Origin of the sequence: Oricola sp. (assembly GCF_022763245.1) — a bacterium.
Taxonomy (GTDB): Bacteria; Pseudomonadota; Alphaproteobacteria; order Rhizobiales; family Rhizobiaceae; genus Oricola.
Genome location: NZ_JALEGV010000040.1, coordinates 106,037 through 132,098, shown reverse-complemented (window position 1 = coordinate 132,098; position 26,062 = coordinate 106,037). Strand labels below are relative to the sequence as shown.

Sequence of the window (26,062 nt, the reverse complement as noted above, 5' to 3'; positions counted from 1 at the left end):
CATGTCCAATGCCTTGAAATGCCTCTCGCCGATTGACGGCGAGGTTTTCGCCGAACGTCCGGTCATGGCCACGCAGTCGGTCAGGGGCGCGGTCGCTCGCGCACGCGCAGCCCAGAAAAAATGGGCGGCCAAGCCGCTGGACGAGCGTGTCGCGCTGGTCCTGGCCGGCGTGGAAGCATTGGGGGCGATGGGCGACGAAGTTGTCGTCGAACTCGCTCACATGATGGGCCGTCCGGTGCGCTATGGTGGCGAGTTTGGCGGCGTGAAGGAACGCGCCGATTACATGGCGGGTATCGCCGCGGATGCGCTGGCGCCGATCGTGACCGAGGACAGTGCCGGGTTCGAACGCCGTATCGAGCGCGAACCGCATGGCGTGGTGTTCGTCATCGCGCCGTGGAACTACCCGTACCTGACTGCGATCAACACCGTGGCGCCGGCCCTGATCGCAGGCAATGCCGTTATGATCAAGCACGCCACGCAGACGCTGCTGGCCGGCGAGCGCATGGTGCGCGCCTTTGTCGGCGCGGGCGTTCCGGAAGACCTCTTCCAGAATGTGTTTCTCGACCATCAGACGACCGAGACGCTGATCGAAGAGCGCGCCTTCGACTTCATCAATTTCACCGGATCGGTCGCTGGCGGCCGATCAATTGAACGCGCCGCAGCCGGCACCTTCACGCCGCTCGGCCTCGAACTGGGCGGCAAGGATCCGGGCTACGTCATGGATGACGCCGACCTGGATTGGGCGGTCGACGTGTTGATGGATGCGGCGCTTTTCAATTCGGGCCAGTGCTGTTGCGGCATCGAGCGGATCTATGTCGCCGAAAGCCTGTTCGACGAATTTGTCGAGAAAGCAACGGCTTGGGCATCAAAGCTGAAGTTGGGAAATCCGCTGGATCCCGAGACCACGATCGGTCCGATGGCGAACAAGCGTTTCGCCGAGACCGTTCGCGGCCAGGTCGCCGACGCGCTGTCCAAGGGCGCGCGCGGGCTGGTCGATCCTTCGCTGTTTCCCGCCGATGATGGTGGCGCATATCTCGCGCCACAGATTCTCGTCGACGTGACGCACGACATGGAGGTCATGCGCGAGGAGAGCTTCGGTCCCGTGGTCGGGATCATGTCGGTCAGGGACGACGAGGAGGCTCTCGCGCTGATGAACGACTGCAAATACGGCCTGACAGCATCGCTCTGGACGCAGGATTCGGCGCGCGCCGCGCGGGTCGGCCGCGAGATCGAGACCGGGACGGTGTTCATGAACAGGGCCGACTATCTCGATCCTTCCCTCTGCTGGACCGGCTGCAAGGAAACCGGGCGCGGCGGCGCTCTGTCCGTCATCGGTTTCCACAACCTGACCCGGCCAAAATCCTACCATCTCAGGAAAACGAAATGAGCCTCACCGCCAACTGGTCATACCCCACCGCCATCCGCTTCGGCGCAGGCCGCATCGCCGAGATCGGCGAGGCTTGCGCTGCCGCCGGCATCAAACGGCCGCTGCTCGTCACCGATCGCGGGCTTGCCGCGATGGAGATCACGAACCGCACGCTGAAGCTCATGTCCGCTGCCGGCCTCGGCGGCGCGATGTTCTGCGAGGTCGATCCAAACCCGACGGAAAAGAACCTCGAAGCGGGACTGAAGGTGTTCCGCGAAGGCGGCCACGACGGCGTCATCGCGTTTGGCGGCGGCTCGGGGCTCGATCTCGGCAAGATGGTCGCCTTCATGAGCGGCCAGACCCGCCCGATCTGGGATTTCGAGGATATCGGTGACTGGTGGACGCGTGCCGACCCCGACGGGATCGCGCCGAACATCGCAGTGCCGACGACGGCCGGCACGGGATCGGAAGTCGGTCGCGCCAGCGTCATCACCAATTCCGAAACCCATGTGAAGAAGATCATCTTTCATCCGAAGGTGTTGCCGTCGGTCGTGATCGCCGACCCCGAACTCACGGTCGGCATGCCGCCGAAGATCACCGCCGGCACCGGCATGGACGCCTTCGCCCACTGCCTGGAAGCCTATTGCTCGCCCTTTTTCCACCCGATGAGCCAGGGCATCGCCCTGGAGGGCATGCGGCTGGTGAAGGAATATCTGCCTCGCGCCTACCGGAACGGGTCGGACATCGAGGCCCGCGGCCAGATGATGGCGGCCGCCTCGATGGGCGCCGTAGCGTTCCAGAAGGGCCTCGGCGCGATCCACGCGATCTCGCATCCGATCGGCGCGGTCTACAACACGCATCACGGCACGACGAACGCAGTGGTCATGGTCGCCGTGCTCGATCTCAACCGTGCGGAAATCGAGGAGCGTATCGAGCGCGCCGCGGCGTATCTCGGCATTGATGGCGGTTTCGACGGTTTCCGTGCATTTGTCGCCGGATTGTGCGACTCGCTCGGCATTCCGAAGAAACTGTCGGACATGGGCGTCGACACGTCACGCCTGGACGAATTGGTGCCGATGGCGCTCGACGATCCGTCCTGCGGGGGAAATCCTGTGACGCTCACCGCTGAAAATGTCAGGGCGCTCTTCGAGGCCACCATCTGATCCGGGTGCCCGCGCTTCCAAGGGGCGGGCGCTCACTATCAGCCGCCTCTACGTCCCGATAATCGCGCGAAATTCCGGCGCGACCCGGGGCGAGGCGGCGAAGCATGGCCGCTTCGCCGTGATGTCGCCTCCTGCCAGAAAGTCGTCGGCCTCTCCGCCTGCTTCCGAGACGATCAAGAGGCCCGCGACGCAGTCCCATGCATTGAGAACCGGTTCGTAGAAGCCGAGATAATGGCCGGCCGCGACATGGGCGAGTGACAGCGCCGCCGATCCGTTGCGCATGTAGCTGCCGCCATTGGCCAGGATGCCGGCGATGATCGAGCCGATATGCGCGCTCTGTTCAGGGAGGCTGGCACCTACGGCGAATAGGCCGGCGTCGAATGGTGTCATCGAATCGACCCGGATCGGCGCGTCGTCGCAGAAGGCGCCGGAGCCGCGCTCAGCGGAGTAGAGACGGTTGGCGCAGGGTTCCAGGATCAGCCCGGCGACCGGCGTGCCGTGATCGAGGATCGCGATCACCACGCTCCATGACCGCAATCCGTGCAGGAAGCAGCCGGTGCCGTCGATCGGGTCGATGATCCACTGGAAGCCGGACGCGCCGGCTATGCCGCCATGTTCCTCGCCGACAATCGCGTCATCGGGGAAACGGCGCCGGATCTGCTCGCTCAGATAGGTTTCGACGGCCTTGTCGGCGACGCTGACGATGTCCTGACCGCTGGATTTCTCCTCGATGGCGAGCGTCTGGTAGCGGTCGAAATAGTCGAGCGCCATCCGGCCGGCGTCGCGAATGAGGTGCTCAGCGACGGCAAAGCGCGCGCCGCAAGTGTTCGACGTGTCGGAAGGGTTCATGTGGGCTTTCTATCCGGCATCGCCGACGTGAATGCTGCCGGTCGAGCCGCGCTCGACCAGTTTCACGTCGATGACCGTGTTGAGGGGCGTGGCTTCGGGGTCGTCGATGCGCGAGACGAGGGCATCGACGGCCGCGTCAGTCAGCAGGCCTGAATCCTGTCGGATGGTCGTCAGGTCGTAACTCAGCCAGGCCGCCTCGGCGATGTCGTCGCAACCGACGACCCGTAAATCCCCCGGAACGCGGATGTCGCTGCCGTGGCGCAATCGGTCCAGGAAGCCGAGCGCGAGATAGTCGTTGACGCAGAAGACGCCGTCGGCGGCCGTTTGCGCATTAAGAAATGCGTCCGCAGCCTCCACGCCGCCGTCATAGTTCTGGGCGGCCCCCTGGAAGTCTCCCACCAAATCCAGTCCCAGCTCCGGGCAGTGGCGCATGAAGGCCTGCTTGCGCTGGTTGATCGAGTGGGAAGGGCGTTTCTGGCTGGCCAGGGCAACACGCTTGCAGCCGGCCCTCTTCAGGGCTGTCGCGGCCAGCCGGCCGACCTTGTCGGAATCGAGGGTCACGTTGGCGGCGCCGTCCATCGGCTGTTTGTTCACCAGGACAAGCGGAACCCCATGGGCGGCGCATTCCTCCGCGATTTCCGCCGGCGGTGTGTCCGACGTGACGATGGCGCCGGACACGTTGTAGTGCAGCATCATGTCGATCAGATGCGAGACGTCCTGCCTGGGATCGGTCGGAAGCATGAATGGCCGGTAGTTCAGCCGCACGAGCTTGCGCGCCAACTGGTCGATCACCGCGGCCCGGAAGGAGTGATCCATGTCGGAGACCACGAGGGCGACAAGGTTGGTCCGCTTCTGTGACAGGCTGCGGGCCAGCATGTTCACCCGATAGCCGAGCTCGTGCGCGGCCGCGATGACGCGTTCCCGCGTCTCAGGCGCGACGCTGGCGCCGGCCGTGAACGTCCGCGAAACGGCCGAGCGGGACACGCCGGCACGCTTTGCCACATCTACAGACGTGACCGTCTTTCCCCGTTTGTCCCGATCGTCCAAGGCGAATCGCACCCTCAAGATATCGACGCCGGATGATCGTCGGTGCGGCATGCCTTAAGCAACAGGTCGGCGCGATCGAGATTGATCATCGGCGGGCGCAATGTCGCGATATGGGCGAAGACCGCCGGGTCGTGGCCGAAATACTGCAGCATCGGTGTGAGGCCGGCCTCGATACAGGCCTCGACATTGTTCTCGTAGTCCTCATAGAGGATCTCTGCGATCGCCGGGGCAAGATGTTGCCGCAGCGCAGCGATGTCGGGATAGTCGCAGAGCGACGACTTGATCGGCGCGTCCACGGAGACCGATCGCGTGCCTTCCTGCAGAGCCGGATTGCCGGACCAAAAAAAGCAATTGGCGAGAAAGCCCTTGCTCTCAACGAAATCGACTAGCTTCCTGGCGGGAACCGACTTGTTCTCGATATAGAGCTTCCGCCCGTAGGCTTGCGCGAGTTCGATCACGTCCGAGAGCAATGGCAGGCGCTCGCCGCTGAAATGAGGCGAGAACCATGTCCCGGCATCAAGCGCGCGCAATTCTGCTGCGGTCATGTCGATGACGCGGCCCGAGCCGTTGGTGGTGCGGTCGACGGTCGGGTCGTGGATCACGATGATTTCGCCATCGGCGCTTTCGCGAACATCCACCTCCACATAGTCGGCACCCTGTTCGAAACTCAGCCGGGCTGCCGCGAGGGTGTTTTCCGGGGCGAAGCGATTGGCGCCACGATGGCAGACGGCCTGGATGCCGAGCGCACGCGCATCGTCGAGGCGCACCATCATTTCCGGATTGTTGGTGCAGATCCCGAGAACCGGGAGCGCCTCGATGTCGTCGAGCACGCTGCGGCGTTCCTCGTGCCAGAGCACGATCCCGAGGCCCGCTTCCTCGGACCCGCGCATGAGGTCGGGTGTGACCAGATCCTGCGGCCGTTCGCCGCCACGCTCCCAGCACAGATGGATGATGTCCGCGCCGGACCGTTCCGCCCAGTCGAACGGATCCACACCCAGCGGCACGAGAATGGCCAGCGGATAGGGGCAGTGCGCATCGGCCAGATCGCGCACTTCCTCCAGCGAGAAGCTGCCGATCACCGCATCGCCAAAGCCGGCGGCCTGCATTTGCCGGGCGGCGACGGCACCCGCGCCGCGCGCCTTGATTTCGACGTAGAGGCCCTGGTCGAGCTTCGCGGCAAGCGCGATCACCTCGTCGAGGGTCGGGAGGTCCGGTGCCCGACGCCGCAACTCGGCGAGGTCGAGATCGGCGATTTCACCCTTCGCGCCAAACATGCGCTCGAGGCCTGAATCGTGGCTCACCACGGCTGCACCGTCACGCGTCAGATGGACGTCGATTTCCCACATGTCGGCGCCGAGTTCGGCCGCGACCGTGAAGGCGCGGAGCGTGTTCTCGAACGCATGGGCCGATGCCCCGCGATGCGCGATGACGCGGGGCTTGCCGTCGGTGCGCCCGCGCCAGGGATAGCGGATCGTGTCGCGGTCCATCACAGCGTCTTTCCCTGCTCGTCGAAGACAAGCGTGCTCTCGATGTCGATCGGCCACTCGACCGGCTGGCCGACCGCGACATCCCTGCGTGAGGGCTGGATCGAGCGCAGCACCACGCCTTCGCCGACGCGAACGTCGAAATGCGACTCGCGCCCTTGCGGCTCGACGAAACTGATGGTGCCGGCGACGGTGTGGGCTCCCGTGCTGCCGAAATGTTCCGGGCGGATGCCGATGGAGATGGGGCGGCCGTGTTTCAGACCGCCCAGGCGACCGGGGAGCGGAAGGCGGAAGCCGGATGTCGTCTCGAAAGCAGTTCCCTCCACGCGGCCGTCCACCATGACGATCGGGGGATTGCCCATGAAGCCTGCGATGAACCGGTTGACGGGATTGCGGTACATGTCGTCGGGCGTGCTGATCTGCATGATCTCGCCCTGATCCATGATGGCGATGCGATCGCTCATGGACATCGCTTCGACCTGGTCGTGGGTGACGAGAATTGCCGTGATGCCTGTCTCCTGCTGGATTCGGCGGATCTCGGAGCGCATTTCGAGGCGCAGCTTGGCGTCGAGATTGGCAAGCGGTTCATCGAGCAGAAGGACGTCCGGGCGTCGCACCAGGGCGCGTGCCAGCGCCACGCGCTGCTGTTGCCCGCCGGAGAGCTGTCCCGGGCGGCGCGACATGTAGGGCTCGATGTGGGTGAGGGCGGCGATCTGCCCGACAGCCTTCTCGATTTCCGTCTTCGACTGGCCGCGCACCTGCAGCGGAAAGGCAATGTTCTCGTAGGCGTTCATGTGCGGATAGAGCGCGTAATTCTGAAACACGACCCCAACGTTGCGCTTCTGGCTCGGCAGGTTGCTGACATCCCTGTCGCCGAACAGGATCTGCCCGCCATTGACCCTGTGGATGCCGCTGATCGCGAGAAGCGTCGTCGATTTTCCGCAGCCCGACGGGCCGAGCAGGGCGAGCATCTCGCCGTCTCGGATTTCGAGATTCATCCGGTCGATGACGACGTTGCCGTCAAAGGATTTGGTGAAGTTCTTGAGTGTGATTTGCATCAGCCTTTCGTGCCTCCGCCGAAAATGTCCATCAGCCGGTGCTGGAAGAACACGAAGATCACCAGAACGGGCAGGGTGTAGAAAACGCCGACTGTCTTGAAGAGATCGAAGTCGTAATTGGTCCGGTCGGGGTTGCCGACGAGTTCGAGGACGATCGACAGGACCCGGAAGTCGTTGGTGGGCGCAAGAATGCGTGGCAGCACGTATTCGCCCCAGCCATCCAGGAAGGCGAACAGGCCGAGCGCGACAAGGCCGGCCCGCACCTGCGGCAGGATCAACCTGCGCCACACGGTGAAGCGGCTTGCGCCGTCCTGTACGCCGGCCATCTCGATCTCCCAGGGCACGGCGTCGTAGAAGCCCTTCATGATCCAGATGCCGAAGGGCAGCATCAGCGACGCCTTGACGAGGATGACGCCGATCATCGTGTCGTAGAGCCCGGTGAATTGCAGGACCAGGAAGACGCCGATGATGAGCGTGACGGACGGAAAGGCATGCATCACCATGATGCCGGACAGGACGAAGCGCCTGAACGGCAGGTTGAGCCGGGACATCGCATAACCACCGGTCGCCGAGACGGTGAGGACGATCACCATGATCGATGCGGCGAAGACGAAGGTGTTCAGCGTCGCGATCCAGATGTTTCCGGCTGCCGTGCTCGTGTCGAAGAGGAAGCGCCAATTGTCGAGCGCCAGCTTCGACGGAAGCAGGTCGCCGGGCTCGGTCGTGGTGACGGTGCCGAGCGCCAGATAGCTGTACATGATGACGATCGGCGCGCTGATCAGAAGCAGGATCAGGACGACCGGCCAGATGCTGAAATTGCGGGTCATCGGCGGCTCCTAGAACTCGATTTTCGGCTGGGTGACCAGCTCGCCGAAGCGGAACAGCCGCAGATAGATGATCGAGAGCATCAGCCCGACCGCGACAAGCAACAGCGCCATGGCCGCGCCGAGCCCGTACTGCAGGCTGCCGCTGTAGTTGAAGAGCGCGGTGCGGAAGGACTCCAGCGCCCAGACCGTGGTGGTGCTGCCGGGGCCGCCATTCGTGGTCAGCCAGATCTCCTGGTAGGAGGTCAGCAGCGACAGGGTCTGGTAGCTCGTCACGAACAGGATCGGCCAGCGCAGTTGCGGCAGGATGATGTAGCGCACCTGTTGCCACCGCGTCGCGCCGTCGACCTCGCTGGCCCACAATTGCTGGATCGGGATCGACCGCAGGGCGCCCGAGAACAGGATCATGCCGAAGGACGCGCCGATGAAGCCGTTGACCATGATCACGATGGTCCAGGCCGACGTCACCGAGCCTTTCATGTAGTTGAACGACGGCAGGCCCAATTCGCCGGCGAGCACCGCGACGAAGCCGTCGTCCCATGTGAACCACTTCCACATGATGGCGTAGAGCACCACCGGCGTGATGCGCGGCAAGAGCCAGATCACGGTGAAGATCGCGCCCAGTTTCTTGGGCAGGTAGAAGGTGGTGACGGCCAGGAACAGGCCCAGCGTCACGTTGAAGAGAGTCAGGGTCGTGGCGACGTAGAAGATGGTGTTGGCGATGATCCGCCAGGTTTCGTGACCGGCGAAGAGCTTGCCGAAATTCTCGGTCGTCCAGACCCAGCCCGTGTAGCTCTCCGAGAGAAGCGTCGCCATCTCGTCGTCGGAAATCCCGGCGACGCGTTCGGCGATCGCCGTGCGCGCGAGTTCCTCCGTCGCAAAGCGCACATTCAGAACGGACTTGGTGAAGGGCTCCATGGCGAGCTTGAGATCGCGGATGCGCCGCGGCCGGCTCGGCAGGTCTTTCAGCGCGGCGAGGAAGTCGGAATCCGTCGCGTAGGCGCGGCCGGCATATCGCGCCTCGATTTCGTCGAGGAACGCCGGATCGACATCCGCGGCGCGCGCGGCGGCCAGACCGTCCGCATCGACGCTGTAGCTTGCCTCTTCCAGCGCCTCGATCGTCGCCGGCTGCATGCCGCGCGCCGACAGGGCCTTCAGAAGATTGGGCGTGACGACGTAGGCGCCGCCGCTGATGCCGGTGGAACTGCTCATGTTGGTGAACGAGAAAACGCCCGTCAGCAGTGCCGGCGTGAAGAAGAAGATGGCGAGAAGGAGCATGGCCGGGCTGATCAGCAGCAGGCCCAATCCGCTGGTTCTGGATCGCATGACTTGGTTCCGGTCGTGGGGATTTGATCGGCGCCGGCCGGACACGGGTTCCGCCCGGCGCCTCGCTCACACCTGAGGATTACATGCCGTGGTTGCGGTAGACCACCTTGTCGCCAAGCGCGTTGCCGACGGTTTGTTCGGCGGCGTTGACCGCGTCCTCAACCGACGAGACGCCCGTCCAGGACGCTTCCAGGCCCTTGAACATCGCCGTCCAGACAACGCCGAAATCCGCGCTGTTGGGCAGGGCGTTGGCGTGCGGCAGCAGGTTCTTGGTGGCCTCGGTCGCCCAGCGGCTTTCGGCGTAGAGCGGAACGTTCAGCTCTTCCTTGCCGATCGCCAGGTGGCTCGATTTCATCGCATGCAGCGCGTTGATGCGCGGCTCGGACGCGATCGAGACGAGATCGGCCGACAGCGCGGCGTCATCGTCGGAACCGGTGGTCGAGAGCAGGTAGACCAGCGGGTGGGTGATGGAGTTGGCGCGGCCGTTTTCATTGCCGGCCGGGATCAGCGTGTAGACGATGTTGCCGAAGAAATCGTCGAGGCCGTTCTTCTTGGTCCACTGGGCGTAATGCCAGGTGCCGCCATGCCATGCGCCCGCCTTGCCGGCGGAGACGCTGCCGTGCCACGTGTCCCAGTCGCCGCCCAGATAGGTCGCCGGAACGACGCCCATTTCGACGGCATCGACGAAGAACTGGTACATGTCGGTGAGGGCGCGCTTGTCGAAGACGAGCTTGCCGGTTTCGGCATCGACCATCTCGCCGCCGAAGCTCTGGTAGAACTGCCAGTAGTCCGGACCGTTGGACGGACGCGGCATGAAGCCCTTCATGTCGTCGACCAGGCCGGCTTCCTGCATTTTCTTGGCGTCGCCGAGCATGTCGTAGAGCGTGTATTCGCCGTCGAGGATCTTCTGCGGCAGCGCGTCGATCTCTTCGGCCGAATAGCCGATGCCTTCGAGGTTCTTGCGCCAGAAGAAGAAGGGACGGGATTCGGCGTCCTGCGGGATGCCCCAGATCTTGCCGTCGAAGGAGGAGACCTGGATCAGGTTGTCATAGACCTGGTTGAGCGGCCAGGCGTCGAAATCGACATAGTCTTCCATCGGACGCAGAATGCCCGCCTGGGCCCAGGGGCCGATGTCTTCGTGGCCGGAAACGATGATGTTCGGCGCGGTGCCGGATTCGGCGGCCAGCGTCACGGCCTGCTTGAAGTCGTCCCAGCCGCTGAAGAGCTGCGTGTCGACGGTGATGTTGACCTCTTCGCCGCGGATGGCGGCTTCCTGCTCGTAGAGGTCGGCGGCGATTTCGATCGCCTTGACGCGGTAATCGGATTCTTCGCCCGAGCCGCCGGCCCAGACAGAAATCGTGTAGTCTTCGGCCATGGCGCCGAACACCGTGGCGGATAGCAGCGCACTCGCAATGGCGAGCGTCGTCGTCTTCTTCATGATGGTCATGATGATCCCCGGAAGCTGGAGGTGAGTCTGACTTTGCACACGTGTGCAACGCCTCTCTAGTGGGGCTGTGTGACGCTGGTATTACGTCCTGACGACCTTCGCGGGAAATTCGTGTGACACGCGCCCAGAAGTGAACGACCGTGCCGAGAAGCCTTCCTCGAACCGTCGCAATAATGTGGTATGAGGACGTCATGCGTTACTTCTTCAACGGCATGGAGTTCGACAGCGAGCGCTTCGAACTGACGTCGGCGGGGCAGGTCCTATCCCTGCGCGCGCAGCCGCTCGCGCTGTTACAGTACCTGTTGGAGAACCGCCATCGCCTCGTCGGCAAGGACGAACTGGTCGAAAACGTGTGGGGCGGGAGAGCGATCTCCGACTCCGCGATCGCCGTCACCGTCCGCTCGCTGCGCGTGGCCATCGGCCGGGACCTGGTGGAAACCGTCTATGGCCGTGGCGTCAAATTCGTCGGGGCCGTGACATTGGCGCAGCACGCGACAGTCGAGGTCGCGACGGTCGACGAGACCGACACGAAGATCGATGTCAGGGCCGGACGCCCGTCGGTGGCCGTGCTGCCGTTTCGCATCGTTGGCGAGGAGCCGCCGCGGGCGTTTCTGGCGGAAGCGCTTCCGGACGACATTCTCACGGCCCTCTCGAAACTGCGGTCGCTCTTCGTCATCGCGCGCGGCTCGTCGTTCCAGTTTCCCTCCTTCGCGCTGACGCCAGCCGAGGTCGGCGCGCGGTTGAACGTGCGATACTGCGTCTCGGGAAGCCTCGAGCTCGTGGCGGACCGGATTCACGTCACGGTCGAGGTGGCGGACACGACGACCGACGAGGCGCTCTGGCGCCAACACTATCCGCTGCGCCCGGGGGAAATTCACGAGATGCGGCAGGACGTGGTGCGCAAGCTCGCGGCCGAGATCGACGCCAACATCTCGTCGCGCGAACTGGAACGGGCGCATTCCAAGGCGCCTGCCTCGCTGAACGCCTGGGAGCATTTTCACCTCGGCCTGTCGCGAGTGCACTCCGCCGATCTTGGCCGGCACGAGGAGGCGAGGCGGCACTTTGAGCAGGCGCTGGCTTTGGAGCCGGGTTTCGCACGGGCCCGGGCCGGTCTGGCCAACGCGGATTTCCTGCTCGCCTACCTGCAGGAGGACGGAGCAAGGGAGGCCGCAGATCGGGGACTTGCTATCGCCAGGGCTGCGGTGGAGGTCGATCCGCTCGATCCTTACTGCAATCTGATGTTGGCGCGCATGGACCTCATGCAGGGCGATCCGATGGAGGGCTTCGGGCGATTGCAGCGCACGATCGACCTGTCGCCGAGCTATTCGGCGGCGCATTCCGATCTTGCCCGCATGCAGGTGATGGCCGGCGACCCGCAATCCGCCCGAATCTCCATTGAGACCGCTTTGGCCCTCAACCCGATCGACCCCTACAATCACACGAGTTTCCTGACCCTTGCGCTGATCGAAATGTCGCTTGGGCAATTCGGCAAGGCAGCGGAAGCGGCGAAGAAGACACGGAAATTCGCCTGGCGCTCCGTCAATGAGCGCGTCGCCACGATGATGGCTCTGGACCTCGACGGACAGGTGTCCGCCGCCGTTGAGGAGGCCCGTGAAATCTCGAGACTGCATCATGGTCTCGACCAGACCAGCTTTCTCGCGTCGCTGCCCTTCCTGGCCCCGACGCTGCAATCTCTGGTTCAGCAGGTTTTCCCCCGATACGGACTGAGCGCCTGATTGGAAAAGCCTCGAGTTTTCAATCGGGCTGTATTCGAAAGCAAAGAAACCTGCTCATCTTCCCACATTTCACATTTGATTCATGATTTACCAGATGGCATTCAGTTAAAGCCCTGAGTTGGGGCATCTGCAATCGGAGCGAGAAAGCCCGGACGATGGGGGAGTGCCGGTGTTGCAGTGTGAGAAGCACCATGAAATCCCTTGTGTCGGACGCCGCGCGTTCGATGAAGCGGTTCCTGTGCTTGAAGACACCGCGAGCGACGGTTGTAATAGTTGCGAAACCGGTACGCTGCGGACACTTGCCCGATACTTGAATTCACGTCTGAGAGCCCGCGCCGGCGACATCCGGCGATGGCTCGTTGCAATGTCGCTCCTATTGGGAGGGATGGTTCCCGTCCAGGTCGCGGCGGACACGCTGATCGGCGCGGTCGTTGTCGGGGATGAAGTCTACAATGCCGAGGCGGACAGATACGAAACCGTCGTCGAGGTCATTGGCAGCCCCGTCTACAAGGTGCGCACGAGCCATGACCAGTTCATCCTGCTGGCGCAGGAAATCGGCGACGAGTTCACTGACGTCGCGACCAATGAAACCTACACCGTCACGGCGGTGACCACCGGCATCGGCGGTCACGTGACTTCGGTGACACTGGCCGACAGCAGCCTGGCAACCACAACCAGCGACATCGTCCTGGATTTCTCGACCGCCGATCCGAGCGTCGGATCGACAAGCTACGGGTCCGCGTCGTTTCCGACGGCCAGCGCGGACGCGAACAATGTCGATGAATACCGAAAGGGCAACAACGGCAGCAAAGGGGCCGACGGCGCACTCGGCATTCCCGCGGAGAAGGGCGATGACGGCAAGAACGGGCCTGATTACGAACTGAACGTCACGTCAAGCAACGGCAACATCACGACCGTCAGCGACGATCTGCCGGGCATCTATGCCGCGAGCGTCGGTGGAAACGGCGGCAAGGGCGGCGACGGCTATGCCGGCTCATCCGGCAAGAAGGGCGGGGAGGCGGGCGACGGCGGCGACGTCACCCTCAACAACTATGTCAACATCACCACGACCGGCGAAAGCAGCCACGGCATCATGGTGCAGAGCCAGGCCGGCGAGGGCGGCAAGGGCGGATCGGGCTACATTTTCAGCGGCGGCGGCAGTGGCGGTGACTCCGCCGCCGGCGGAACCGCGATCGGGCGCAATTACGGCAATGTGCTGACGAAGGGCGACGAGGCGAACGGTCTCTTCGTTCAAAGCCGCGGCGGCAATTCCGGCAAGGGCGGCAACAGCTATGGCGTCGTCGGAAAGGCTGGAGACGGCAGCGAGGGCGGCGACGGCGGCAGCGCCAAGGCCGAGCAGCGCGGCATCATCGTGACCGAGGGGGAATCGTCCCACGGCGCCATGGCGCAGTCTCTCGGCGGCGACGGCGGCAACTCGGGCAAGAGCGGCGGACTGGTCGCATTCGGCAATGACGGCGGCAGTGCCGGCAATGGCGGCACGGCCGAGGTCGTCGCCAGCAGTACCAGCGAGACGGTGACCAAGGGCGCCAATTCGCACGGTCTTTTCTCCCAGTCAGTGGGCGGCGGCGGTGGTTCGGCCAAGTCCACGAATGGTGGCGCCTATGCGATCGGCGGCGGCGGCGGGACGGCGGGCAAGGGCGGAACGGCCAAGATCACGGCGAGCGATGACGCCTACGTGGAAACCCGCGGCATCGGGTCTTACGGGCTGTTTGCGCAGAGCGTCGGCGGCAGCGGCGGCGCGGCCGCGGGAACGGGCGGTTTCTGGTCGGTCGGCGGTACCGGCGGTTCGGGCAGCGACGGCGGCAATGTGACGATCCAGAGCGGCGCGACGGTCGTGACGTCCGGCGCGGACGCGCGGGGTGTCTTCGCCCAGTCGGTCGGCGGCGGCGGCGGTGACGTCAACGCCACGGGCGGCGTGGTGGCGCTTGGCGGCGACGGCGGGGCGGCGGGCGATGGGGGCAACGTCTCCGTCTCGCTGTCGTCGGCGAGTCAGGTCTGGACGAGCGGCAACGGGGCCGACGGCGTTGTCGCGCAATCGGTCGGCGGTGGCGGCGGAACCGGGTCGAATTCGGCAGGCCTTGTCGCCCTGGGCGGCGACGGCGATTCCGGCGGAGACGGCGGTAATGTAACGGTCTCCAATTCCGGCTTCATCTCCACCGAAGGCGACCGCGCGCGCGGCCTCTTCGCCCAATCCGTCGGCGGTGGCGGCGGAGCGGGCGGCGAAGGCGGGTCGCTGGTGACGATCGGCGGTGACGGCGGTGTCGGCAGCGATGGCGGCAAGGTTACGATCGACAACAGCGGCATCATCAAGACAGCCGGCGATTTCGCGACGGCGCTGCAGGCGCAATCCATCGGCGGCGGCGGCGGGGACGGCGGCTATGCCGGCGGTGCGTTCACGACGATCGGCGGCAGCGGCGCGGGCGGCGGCGACGGCGGTCAAGTGGACGTGACCCATAGCGGCGTCATCTGGACGGAGGGCAACGACTCCCACGGCGTCTTCGCCGAGAGCATCGGGGGCGGCGGCGGCAATGGCGGCTCGGTCGATTCCGGCAGCCTGTTTGCCGGCGTGGCCATCGGCGGGAGCGGAGACGGCGGCGGAGACGGCGGGGCGGTCTCCGTCAGTTTCGACGCGCGCACCGTGGACATCGACGGTACCGACACCGACATCGAGCCGCTGGTCGTCACGGAAGGAGACCGTTCGCGCGGCGTCTTCCTGCAGAGCGTCGGCGGCGGCGGCGGCAATGGCGGCTATGCGACCAATGTCACCGCCGGCCTGTTCGGCGCCGTCAGCGTCGCGATCGGCGGATCGGGCGGCGGCGGCGGCAAGGGCGGTACGGTCTCGATCGACGGTGACGTCAACGTCGTCACCTATGGCGACAATTCAGAGGGCATCTACGCCCAAAGCGTCGGCGGCGGCGGCGGTTCGGGCGGCTATTCCATCGCGACGTCGGTCGCCGGCGGCATCGCGGTCGGCGCATCCGTTTCCGTCGGCATCGGCGGCTCGGGCGGCAGCGGCGGCAATGGCGGAACGGTCGACATCGATTCCGGCGGGTCGATCGTCACCACCGGCGATTTTTCCACCGGCCTCCTCGGACAAAGCGTCGGCGGCGGCGGCGGCAAGGGCGGCTACAACATCTCGATCGCGGTCGCGCTGTCCGACACGTTCGCGCTGGGCGTTCCCATCGGTATCGGCGGCTCCGGCGGCGATGGCGGCCGCGGGGGCACGGTGGATGTGGCGTTCGACGGAACCATCTCGACGGCCGGCGACGATGCGGCCGGCGCGTTGATCCAGTCGGTCGGCGGCGGTGGCGGCGCGGGCGGCTACAACGTGTCGGGTGCCGTCGCGATGAGCGGCGTCGTGGGCGGCGGCGTGGCCGTGGGACTTGGCGGATCCGGCGGCGGCGGCGGCAATGGCGGCAAGGTCGATGGCGACATCGGCGGCAACATCTACACCAGCGGAGATCGGTCGTCCGGGGCGGTCATCCAGTCGGTCGGCGGCGGCGGCGGCTCGGGAGGCGTCAATGTCGCCGGCACCGTCAGCGTCGGCGGCACGGTCGGTGCCGGCGTGTCCGTCGGTCTGGGCGGAACGGGCGGTGGCGGCGGCAATGGCGGCAATGTCAGCGGCAGTGTCGGCGGCGTGATCCTCACGGAAGGCGAGCAGTCGGACGGGCTGGTGGTGCAGTCGCTTGGCGGCGGCGGCGGGTCCGGTGGCTTCAACGTGTCCGGCAACCTTTCGATTTCGGGAACGGGCGGCGGCAGCGTGTCCGTCGGCCTCGGCGGAGCCGGCGGAGACGGCGGAAGCGCGGGCACTGTCGACGCCGACGCCGAAGACGACATCGAGACGCAGGGCGACCAGTCGCGCGGCTTCGTCGCCCAGAGCCTCGGCGGCGGCGGCGGCGCGGGTGCGTTCAACATCAGCGGCGATGTCGCGATGGCCGGCACCGGCGCGGGCGCTGTCGGTGTCGGGGTCGGCGGATCGGGCGGCGGCGGCGGCAACGCCTCTTCGGTGACGGCGGACGCGGCGTCGATCTCGACCTATGGCGACGAATCGGCGGCCTTCACCGCCCAGAGCCTCGGCGGCGGCGGCGGTGCGGGCGCGTTCAACATCACCGGCGGCGCGACCTTCGCCGGAACGGGCAGCGGCTATGTTGGCATCGGCGTGGGCGGCAGCGGTGGTGGTGGCGGCAATGCCGGCACCGTGGACGCCACGATCGACGGCGACATCTACACTGAAGGCGCCAGCTCTTACGGCGCGCTGGCGCAAAGCGTTGGCGGGGGCGGAGGATCCGGCGCGTTCAACGTCACCGGCGGGCTCACCGCGACGGGCACCTATTCCGGCAGCGCCAGCGTCGGTGTCGGCGGATCGGGCGGCGACGGCGGTGATGGCGACGACGTCACGCTCGATCTCACAGGGTCGGCCGTGACCAAGGGCGATGACAGCGACGCGATAACCGCCCAGAGCCTCGGTGGCGGCGGTGGCAATGGTGCTTTCAACATTTCCGGTGGCGTGAATTTCGCGGCGACCGGGGCCGCCGGCGTTTCCGTGGGAATCGGCGGGTCGGGCGGTGGCGGCGGCGATGGCGGCGACGTGACGCTCACCGTCAATGACGGAGTGACCGTCACCGACACGAGCCGCGTGGCGGCATCGACCGAGGGCGACCGCTCGCGCGGCGTCGTCGTCCAGTCGCTTGGCGGCGGCGGCGGATCGGGCGGCTTCAACATCAGCGGCGGCATCGCCGGCGCCGGTACCGCGGCAGGCGCCATCAATGTCGGCATCGGCGGCTCGGGCGGTGATGGTGGAGACGGCGGCGCGGTCAGCGCGGACATCACCGGCTACAGCCTGACCAAGGGCGAGGAAAGCGTCGCGGTGCTGGCGCAAAGCGTCGGCGGCGGCGGTGGCGCAGGCGGGTTCAACATCAGCGGCGGCATCGCGGGCGGAAGCTCGGGAGCCGGCACGCTGAATGTCGGGCTTGGCGGTTCCGGCGGCGAAGGTGGCGACGCCGGAGCTGTCACGCTCTCGATCAACGACGAACTGACGTCGCCGACCACCTCGCTGGTTGCGGCACAGACCGAAGGCGACAAGTCCGACGCGATCGTTGCGCAGTCGCTCGGCGGCGGCGGCGGATCGGGCGGCTTCAACATCAGCGGCGGGATCAGCGCCTTCGGAAACGTCTCCGGTAATCTCAATGTCGGCATCGGCGGATCGGGCGGCGGTGGCGGCGACGCATCCACGGTGACGGCGGACATCATCGGCGCGGCCGTGACGAAGGGCGAGAAAAGCACGGGTGTGCTCGTCCAGTCGGCCGGCGGCGGCGGTGGGGCCGGCGGGTTCAACATCAATGGCGGCATTGCGGCCGGCTCCGATTGGGGCGGCAATGTCAGCCTCGGACTGGGCGGCGCGGGCGGCAGCGGCGGCGACGGCGCCAATGTCAGCCTGACGATGAACGAGGACGTCACGGATTCCGACGACACGCTGGTGTCCGCGGTGACCGAGGGGGACGAGTCGATCGGGATCATCGTGCAGTCGCTGGGCGGCGGCGGTGGCGTCGGCGGCATGGTCATCGACGGCAATGTGGCCATGGGGTCCAGCGGCGCGGGCAATCTCGGCATCGGGATCGGCGGCAAGGGCGGCGGCGGCGGCGACGCCGGAACGGCCACGGCCGACATCTATGGCGACATCGGCACGACGGGTGACGATTCCTCCGCTCTGCTCGTCCAGTCGGTCGGGGGCGGCGGCGGCAAGGGCGGCATCGCGATCACCGCCGGTATCGCCGGCTCGAAGGACCTCGCCGGTAACATACTGGTCGGCATCGGCGGGGCCGGTGGCGACGGGGGCGACGGATCGACGGTCACCGCGACGCTGGTCGGCGATATCGAGACGGAGGGCGAGGATTCGTCCGGCGCGACCTTCCAAAGCATTGGCGGCGGCGGCGGTTCAGGCGGCTTCAATATCGTGGGCGGCATTTCGCTCGCACTTGGCGAGAGCGGCGCCGGCAATCTGGGCGTCGGCGTCGGCGGGTTCGGCGGCGCCGGTGGCAAGGGGGCCGGCGTCACGGGCTCGCTGACCGGCGACATCACGACGGAAGGCGACGGCGGCTATGGCGCCCTGATGCAGTCCGTCGGCGGCGGCGGCGGCGCGGGCGGCTTCAATGTCACGGGCGGCATCGCGGCCAGCCGCGCGACGACCGGCTCGCTCGGCTTCGGCCTCGGCGGTTTCGGCGGCGGCGGCGGCAATGCGGGCAATGTCAGCGGCACGCTTGACGGAGACGTCTCCACCGGCGGCGACGACGCCTTCGGTGTCATCCTGCAGAGCATCGGCGGCGCCGGCGGCACAGGCGGCTTCAACGTGACCGGCAATGTCAGCCTGACCAGCAGCAAGGAAAACACTGCCATTTCAGCGGGCATCGGGATCGGCGGCTTCGGCGGAAGCGCGGGCGATGCCGGCAAGGTCACCGGCGACGTGACCGGCCTTTATGTCACTACCGGCGAAAATGCCGATGCCGTCATGGCTCAATCGATCGCCGGCGGCGGTGGTGCGGGCGGTATCAACATCTCCGGATCGGTCGCGCTCGGTTCAGGAACGGCCGGCACGGTCACCGTCGGCATTGGCGGTTTCGGGGGCGATGGCGGCAATGCCGGCGAAGTGAAACTGACTCGCGAAGGCGACACCTACACGACCGGCGCGCTTTCCGACGGCCTCGTCGCGCAGAGCATCGGCGGCAGTGGTGGCGCAGGCGGTCTCAATGTCACCGGTGACCTGTCCGGGTCCACGAGCGGCAATGCCGGCAGCTTCGGCTTCGGCCTTGGCGGGTTCGGCGGTGGCGGCGGCGACGCCGACGATGTAACCGTCACGGTGAGCGGCAGCGTGCTCGCCTCGGGGTTTGGCGATGAGGAAACCTTCACCGACCGTTCGTTCAATGTGGACGGAGAAACCCTGAAGCTCGACGATTATCGCACCCGTTCGGACGGCTCGAACGGCGTGCTGGCCCAATCGATCGGCGGCGGCGGCGGTGCGGGCGGCTTCAATGTCTCCGGGCAGGTGGCGATCACGACCACCAAGACGTCGAATGGCCGCCTTGGATCGATCGGGATCGGCGGCTTCGGCGGCGATGGCGGCAACGCGGGCGAGGTCAGCGTCACCCTTGCAGCCGAAGACGACGACACCGAACGCGCACAGGTCCAGGCGGCGGGCGACAATACGGTTGCTTTGGCCGCCCAGTCGATCGGCGGCGGCGGTGGCGTGGGCGGCTTCAACATCTCGGGCGGCATTTCGACCGAAGGCCAGGTCGTCGTCGGTGTCGGCGGCTTCGGCGGCGACGGCGGGTCGGCGGATGACGTCACGGTCGATGTCGATGCCGACATCTTCGCCTCGGGCAACCACTCCAAGGGCCTTCTTGCCCAATCGATCGGCGGCGGCGGCGGTGCGGGCGGCATCAACATCAGCGGCGGCGTGATCGCGTCGCTGACCACCACGACGGAGCCGGCCCTGACCTTCGGCGTGGGCGGGTTTGCAGGTGACGGCGACGATGCCGGCGAGGTGACCGTCACGCATACCGGCCAGATCATGGTGGACGGCTTCGACGTGCATGGTGTCCTCGTCCAGTCGATCGGCGGCGGTGGCGGCGCCGGAGGCATGAACGTCACCGGCGTGATTTCCGGTTCCGGCGGAACCAGCCGGATCGACGGCTTCACCTTCGGGATGGGGCTCGGCGGCTACGGCGGGACGGGCGCCGACGGCGCCGAGGTATCGCTTGTCAGCAACGGCAACATCTTCATGAACACCGTGATCGACGTTTCCACCGACGACGATACGGGCGAAGAGACGATCACCTTCAGCGCAGACGAATATGGTGCGAACGGCGCGGGCATCGTGATCCAGTCGATTGGCGGTGGCGGTGGCACCGGCGGTTTGAATGCGACGGGCGTGATCGCGCCGTCGGGCAGCCCGCTGGCGATGGGCATCGGCGGCACGGGCGGCGCCGGGGGCGATTCCGACGACGTGACGCTGGTGCGCGGCTATACCGTGGTCGATACCGTCGAGACGGAAACGCCCGGCCTGATCATGACGTTCGGCGACGCCTCTGCCGGCATCATCGCCCAGTCGATAAGCGGCGGCGGCGGCAATGCGGGCATCAACGCGGTGCTGGGCGTCGCTGCGGCGAGCGATCCGAGCGATGCGATCTCGGCTTCCATCGCGGTGGGTGGATCCGGAGGAGACGCCGGCGATTCCGGCGACGTCTCGGTGCGCCACAATGGCGACATCCAGACCGACGGCGACGGCAGCGGCGGCATTCTGGCCCAATCCATCACACGCGGTGGCGGCAGCGGCACCTTCAATGTCGGGACGGGTTTCTACGGCAAGTCGGCGGCCCTGAGCATGGCCATCGGCGGCGACGGCGGGACGGGCGGTATCGCCGGCGATGTCAGCGTCGAGCATGACGGCGTCATCATCACGGGCGGGCATAATTCGGCGGCGATCACGGCCCAGTCGATCGGCCGCGGCGGTGGCGACGCCTCGTTCGATTTCGCCAATTCTCCCTTCTCCTGGAACGAAGTCTCCATCGGCCTCGGCGGCAAGGGTGGCACCGGCGGAGAGGCGGGCGATGTCGAGGTGACGACCGACGGCACGCTCGAAACCGACGGCGACGATTCCAGCGGCATCGTCGCCCAGTCGATTGGCGGCGCGGGCGGCCGCAGCGGTTCGCGCTCCATCGGCGTCGCGGTCACGTTCGGCGAAGGCGCCAACGCGGAAGGCTATTCGGGTTCGCTCGCGGTCGGGCGCACCGGCGGGGAAGGCGGCATCGCCGGCTCCATCACGGTGGACAACGCCGCCGATATCGAAACCGCGGGCGAGCGCTCCCGGGGCATTCTCGCGCAGTCGATCGGCGGTGACGGCGGCGCGGGCGGCAGCGCCATGGGGCTCGTTATCAACGTGAAGGGGGCCTTCGCCCTGTCCGTCGGCGGCGAGGGCGGATCGGGCGCGGTGGCCGACGAGGTGACCGTCACCAATGACGGCGCGATCATCACCGAGGGCGACGATTCCGACGGCATCCTGGCGCAGTCGATCGGCGGCGGCGGCGGCGCGGGCGGCATGGCCGGCACGCTGGGCTGGACGCTTGTGGCCGGGCCGCAAAGCAATTCCTCCAACTCGCTGACCATCGCGGTCGGCGGGACGGGCGGCACCGGCGGCACGGGCGACGACGTCTCCGTGACGAACAATGGCGCCATCGCCACCTCGGGCGACAAATCCTACGGCATACGCGCCCAGTCGATCGGCGGCGGCGGCGGCGTGGGCGGTGCCGCGCTGCATGCCCGGCTGATCGGCAATTACGATACCAACTCCGTAGACGTGAATGTCGGTGGCGGCGGCGGCGAGGGCGAAACCGCCGGCGATGTCGATGTGACCAATGAAGGGCTGATCTATACCACCGGAACCGATGCGGCCGGCATCAGCGCGAACTCCATCGGCGGCGGCGGCGGCGATGCCGGCATCGTGCTGGATGCGATCGCCGGCGGGACGGTGTCGACGACGCAGCACCGACTCGTCGTCAATATCGGCGGCGACGGCGGAAAAGGCGGCACCGGTGGCGAGGTTTCGGTCATCAACCGCGTCTCCGATACGGCGTCGGACGGCGACATGTCCGGCGTCATCGTGACCGAGGGCAAGGGCGCGTACGGCATCTTCGCGCAAAGCATCGGTGGCGGCGGCGGCAACAGCTCCTCGATCTTCTCCATGAGCGGCCTGGGCGGTGGTGCCGAGAGCCTTACCGCCGGCTTCAATTTCGGCGCCTTCGGCGGCGAGGGCAACAAGGGCGGCAAGGTCACGGTCGAGAATTCCGGCCATGTGCAGACGTCCGGCGAAGGCGCGCACGGCATCTTCGCGCAAAGTCTCGGCGGCGGCGGCGGCAATGGCGGCATGGTGATCGCGGGCAATTTCATCATCGGCTCCGGGGCGACCAACACACCTCTGATTGCGTTGGGCGGCGTCGGCGGCGACGGCGGCGACGGCGGCGGCGTCACGGTCACCAATTCGGGCACGATCCTGACCCAGGGCGACAAGGCCCACGGCATTCTCGCCCAGTCGATCGGCGGCGGCGGCGGCAACGCCTCCATGGGCTTCGCTGCGACGGTCGAACCGATCACACTGGTCGCCTCCAACGCCTTCTCGGCCATCCTCGGCGCGACCGGCGGCGGCGAGGGCGGCCAGGGCGGCAACGTGACGGTCACCCATACCGGCGACATCACGGTGCTGGGCGACGGTTCCGAGGCGATCAAGGCGCAAAGTATCAATGGCGGCGGCGGCGGTCTGGACCTCAACATCGACGGCTTCACGGCGCTTCCCGGCCTGTCGCTGCTCAGTGGCACCGGCCCGGCCGAAGCGCCCGACCCGCTGGTCGCGGCCCGTGCGGGGGCCGAGGGGGCGTCGGGCATGAATGCGGGCAAGGTGACCGTCAACTCGACAGGCACGATCGGGACCGGCGGCGATGATTCCGTCGCCATCTCGGTGGATTCGATCGGCGGCGGCGGCGGAACCATTTCGCTGAACTTCACGCTTGCCGAACTCGACGAAAGCCTTGGCGAAGAGGAGACTGACCTGACGGTGCAGGCGGACCTCGGCAGCGACGGCGGCGAGAACAATGACGGTGGCGACATCGACAGTACCCAGTCCGGCAATGTCGTCACGCTCGGCGAAAACAGCGTCGGCACCAATGTGCAGTCCATCGGCGGCGGCGGCGGACGCCTTTTCGTCGCGATCGAAAGCCTGTTCGAGGAATGGTTCGGCGGAACGGTCGTCAATCTTGGCGGCGACGAGGTCGAGACCTCGACCGGCGGCGACATCACCTACGAACAGGACGGAATGGTCGCCACGGGCGGCGATTTCTCGCCGGGCGCGGTCGTCCAGTCGATCGGCGGAGGCGGCGGGTATGCCTTCATCGACCTGCAGATCGGCAGCCAGGACGACACCGACGCAGCCGAGCCGCAGAACGACGTCTTGAGCGCTGCCAGCTTCGCCGCCTTCACGACGCCGACGCTGGGCAGCGGGACCACCTGGATCAGCCTCGGGGCGGAAGGCGGCACCGGCAATGACGGCGGCGCCATCGACATCGGCTACAGCGGAGGCTTCCAGACCACCGGCGACCACGCGCCGGCACTGCTCGTCCAGTCGATTGGCGCGGGCGGCGGGGCCGCCACCGTGAGCGGGGACGACGCGCCGCACATCTATCTGGGCGGCTTCAAGGGCGCGGAAGGCAATGGAGGTTCGGTCACGCTTGCCAATGACGGCCAGGTCCTCACCTCCGGCACGAGTTCGCACGGCATCATCGTCCAGTCGATTGGCGGCGGCGGCGGCGCGATCTTCGGCAGCTTCTCGCAGCCGGACGTGGTCCTTCTCGACAACAACAGCGGTGACGGCGGCGCCGTTTCCGTGACCCAGACCGGCAATGTCGGCATTCTTGGCGATGGCGGCATCGGCATTCTGGCGCAGAGCATCGGCGGCGGCGGCGGCTTCATCGACGGCACGTTCCTTGGCGCGGCAGGCGGCGCTGGCAGCGGCGGCGCGGTTTCGGTCGAATTGGACGGCTCGATCCTGCTCGGCGGCAGCGCCAACACGGGCGTTTACGCGCAGAGCGCGGGCGCCGACGGAACCGGCGCAGTGTCGGTCGGCGTCAGCGGTTCGATCGAGGCGCAGGGCGATGAGTCGAAGGGGCTGGTGGCTGAAAGCGTGACGAGCGCCGGTGCCGGCGCGGTGGACGTCGAGGTCGGCGGTTCGGTCGCGATGCTGGGCACGCAATCCGTCGGCGTCACAGCCCGCAGCGAAGGCAAGACCAGCGGCGCCGTGACCGTCGGCCTGACGGGCACCGTTTACACGAGCGGCACGGACAGCGTCGGTGTCTGGGCGATCAGCGACGGAACGGACAGCGCCGGAAACATCACCGTCACGGCTGGTGACGATATTCGCGGCGGCGCCGGCGACGGCAAGGCCGTCGTCCTGGAAGGCGGCGCAGACAACAAGCTCCTCGCATCGGGCAGTTTGTCCGCAGTCTCCGGCCTCGTCGTCCTGGCGGGAGACGGCAACGACACCGTCGACAACAGCGGAGCGATCGTCGGCAATCTGGTGCTCGGCGCGGGCGACAATGCCGTGCTCAACCGCATGGGGGCGAGTTTCGTCACCATCGATACGCTGGACCTGCGGGACGGCGCTGGAAGCACCGGCAACTTCACCAACGCCGGATATCTCTATCTCGGCCAGTCCGCACCGTTCTACCCGCTGGATTTCGCGGCGGGCGAGGCATATGACGACTATGTTTCGGACGATCCGGCGAACGACATTCTGTTCGGCACGTCGGTGATCAGTCACGTCGCGCTCGACGGCGACTTCGTCCAAACGGTCGACGGCAAGAGCTATTACGACATCGCCTTCGGGCCCTACGCATCCGACAGGATCGATGCGACGGGCGACGCGGTCGTGGAAGGCGAAGCCGTCATCACGCTGACCTGGCTCGAGAATTCGGATCCCGTACCGCTTGTCGCGACGGAGGGTACGGGCACCGATCTGGGGCTCCATGTCGAGGACACGATCGCGCTCGACTACAAGGTGATCGACGGCGATGACGGCATCCTGCTCGGCTATGAGAGCGAGTTCGGACAGGATTTCCTAACCCGCAACGAGGCCGCGATGGGCCGGCACCTCGATTCGGCGCTGGATGTCGGCGGGGCCAACGGCATCGGCCGCTTGCTGGCGCTTCTCGGAAGCCTTCCGGTCGGCCAGGAAGACCTCTACGCGGAAATCTTCAGCGAATTGGACCCCGAGGCCTACCTTGCGCCCTCCGTCGAGCAGTTCCAGTCGGCGCGTGACTTCGCCGGCAACCTGTTCGGCTGCGCCGACTGGTCCGATGCCGGTTCAGGGCCTTGCCTCTGGAACAAGATCGAGGTTCACGGCCTCGATCGCGACGGGTCGGACTTCGGCAAGTCGGTCGAGATTGCGGATGTCTTCCGGCTGCGCTTCGGCGCTGACGTGCCGATGGAACAGGGCTGGTCGCTGGGTTGGGCGATGGGCTACGACAATGTTAGCGACATCGCGTTCGACGGCGACCGGGCGATGGGCCAAGCCTACGGATATCATGGCGGCTTCGGCTTCCGCAGGACCTTCGGCGACGCCGGCGACGGCAGCATCTCCTTCTCTGTGATTGCCGGAAAGCAATATGCGACCATGCATCGGCGCCAGGCGGTGTTCACCGCCGGCATCGGCTCGGCGGAATACGGCAACACCTATGTCGGCTTCGTCGGCGAGGCGGGCTATTCCTTTGATCTGGGTCCTGTTTTCGTGCGGCCGGGCGTCGGCGCCTCCTATCTGCGGGTGGGCCAGGGGGCGTTCACCGAGACAGGTCTCGACGGACTGGGCGTCGCCGGCGACGCGCACGGCCAATGGATCGCCAGCATCGTGCCGCAGATCACGGTCGGGGCGGAAATCACCGACAATGCGCGGCTGATCCTGGCGGGCGGCGCGGTGATCCACGACACCGACGCGATCACGCATCCCTTCCGGTTGCTGGGCGCGGACAGTGCCGCCGACCCGGCCATGATCGCCACCCCGATCGACGAGAAGACGCTGTTCGGCGAAGCCCGCCTGCAGGTATTCGGCGGCGAGCGGCTGCAGGTCGACATGGGCTATCGCGGCGAGTTCGGCGGCGACACCAACTCGCATCAGGCCCATATCGCGGCGCGCCTGGCCTTCTGAGGT

11 protein-coding genes are annotated in these 26,062 nt (G+C 66.5%); 4 read left to right on the top strand and 7 right to left on the bottom strand.

Annotated features, from left to right (window positions below):
* Position 1 precedes the first annotated feature (1 nt).
* Positions 2–1,387, top strand: a complete 1,386-nt coding sequence (locus MRY80_RS18000; RefSeq protein ID WP_293292450.1) for an aldehyde dehydrogenase family protein — start codon at positions 2–4, stop codon at positions 1,385–1,387.
* Positions 1,384–2,529: an iron-containing alcohol dehydrogenase gene (locus MRY80_RS17995; protein ID WP_293292449.1), complete on the top strand. Its 1,146-nt coding sequence runs from the start codon at positions 1,384–1,386 to the stop codon at positions 2,527–2,529. Before MRY80_RS18000 ends, MRY80_RS17995 begins: the two co-directional genes overlap by 4 nt.
* Positions 2,530–2,577: 48 nt before the next feature.
* Here MRY80_RS17995 and MRY80_RS17990 read toward each other — a convergent pair whose 3' ends face one another.
* From MRY80_RS17990 to MRY80_RS17960, 7 genes are all read right to left on the bottom strand, one after another.
* Positions 2,578–3,378 (bottom strand): inositol monophosphatase, encoded by an 801-nt coding sequence (locus MRY80_RS17990; protein WP_293292448.1) that lies wholly within the window; start codon positions 3,376–3,378, stop codon positions 2,578–2,580.
* A gap of 9 nt (positions 3,379–3,387) precedes the next feature.
* The gene (locus MRY80_RS17985) at positions 3,388–4,380 is read right to left on the bottom strand and encodes a LacI family DNA-binding transcriptional regulator (RefSeq protein ID WP_293292447.1); all 993 of its coding nucleotides are present in this window, start codon (positions 4,378–4,380) and stop codon (positions 3,388–3,390) included.
* 59 nt (positions 4,381–4,439) lie between these two features.
* The gene (locus tag MRY80_RS17980; protein ID WP_293292446.1) at positions 4,440–5,912 is read right to left on the bottom strand and encodes a glycerophosphodiester phosphodiesterase family protein; all 1,473 of its coding nucleotides are present in this window, start codon (positions 5,910–5,912) and stop codon (positions 4,440–4,442) included.
* Complete coding sequence (locus tag MRY80_RS17975) at positions 5,912–6,967, bottom strand: ABC transporter ATP-binding protein (protein ID WP_293292444.1); 1,056 nt, start codon at positions 6,965–6,967, stop codon at positions 5,912–5,914. The genes MRY80_RS17980 and MRY80_RS17975 overlap by 1 nt, the downstream gene beginning before the upstream one ends.
* Positions 6,967–7,794 carry a carbohydrate ABC transporter permease gene (locus tag MRY80_RS17970; RefSeq protein WP_293292443.1) on the bottom strand — a complete coding sequence of 276 codons (828 nt, stop codon included), beginning with the start codon at positions 7,792–7,794 and terminating at the stop codon, positions 6,967–6,969. The genes MRY80_RS17975 and MRY80_RS17970 overlap by 1 nt, the downstream gene beginning before the upstream one ends.
* A 9-nt stretch (positions 7,795–7,803) precedes the next feature.
* Positions 7,804–9,117 (bottom strand): sugar ABC transporter permease, encoded by a 1,314-nt coding sequence (locus MRY80_RS17965; RefSeq protein WP_293292442.1) that lies wholly within the window; start codon positions 9,115–9,117, stop codon positions 7,804–7,806.
* A 79-nt stretch (positions 9,118–9,196) separates the two neighbouring features.
* A complete protein-coding gene (locus tag MRY80_RS17960; protein WP_293292441.1) occupies positions 9,197–10,564 on the bottom strand; it encodes an extracellular solute-binding protein in 1,368 nt (455 codons plus the stop codon).
* Positions 10,565–10,755: 191 nt separating this feature from the next.
* Between MRY80_RS17960 and MRY80_RS17955 the strand changes: the two genes are divergently transcribed.
* Together MRY80_RS17955 and MRY80_RS17950 are read left to right on the top strand one after the other, a co-directional pair.
* Positions 10,756–12,300 (top strand): winged helix-turn-helix domain-containing protein, encoded by a 1,545-nt coding sequence (locus MRY80_RS17955; RefSeq protein ID WP_293292440.1) that lies wholly within the window; start codon positions 10,756–10,758, stop codon positions 12,298–12,300.
* A gap of 385 nt (positions 12,301–12,685) precedes the next feature.
* Positions 12,686–26,059 (top strand): autotransporter outer membrane beta-barrel domain-containing protein, encoded by a 13,374-nt coding sequence (locus tag MRY80_RS17950; protein WP_293292439.1) that lies wholly within the window; start codon positions 12,686–12,688, stop codon positions 26,057–26,059.
* The last annotated feature ends 3 nt before the right edge of the window (positions 26,060–26,062 follow it).

Excerpts from the sequence above, each read along its gene's own strand:
- MRY80_RS18000 (WP_293292450.1), top strand. The coding sequence starts at position 2 with ATGTCCAATGCCTTGAAATGCCTCTCGCCGATTGACGGCGAGGTTTTC.
- MRY80_RS17995 (WP_293292449.1), top strand. The coding sequence starts at position 1,384 with ATGAGCCTCACCGCCAACTGGTCATACCCCACCGCCATCCGCTTCGGC.
- MRY80_RS17990 (WP_293292448.1), bottom strand. The coding sequence starts at position 3,378 with ATGAACCCTTCCGACACGTCGAACACTTGCGGCGCGCGCTTTGCCGTC.
- MRY80_RS17980 (WP_293292446.1), bottom strand. The coding sequence starts at position 5,912 with ATGGACCGCGACACGATCCGCTATCCCTGGCGCGGGCGCACCGACGGC.
- MRY80_RS17975 (WP_293292444.1), bottom strand. The coding sequence starts at position 6,967 with ATGCAAATCACACTCAAGAACTTCACCAAATCCTTTGACGGCAACGTC.
- MRY80_RS17970 (WP_293292443.1), bottom strand. The coding sequence starts at position 7,794 with ATGACCCGCAATTTCAGCATCTGGCCGGTCGTCCTGATCCTGCTTCTG.
- MRY80_RS17965 (WP_293292442.1), bottom strand. The coding sequence starts at position 9,117 with ATGCGATCCAGAACCAGCGGATTGGGCCTGCTGCTGATCAGCCCGGCC.
- MRY80_RS17960 (WP_293292441.1), bottom strand. The coding sequence starts at position 10,564 with ATGACCATCATGAAGAAGACGACGACGCTCGCCATTGCGAGTGCGCTG.
- MRY80_RS17955 (WP_293292440.1), top strand. The coding sequence starts at position 10,756 with ATGCGTTACTTCTTCAACGGCATGGAGTTCGACAGCGAGCGCTTCGAA.
- MRY80_RS17950 (WP_293292439.1), top strand. The coding sequence starts at position 12,686 with ATGGTTCCCGTCCAGGTCGCGGCGGACACGCTGATCGGCGCGGTCGTT.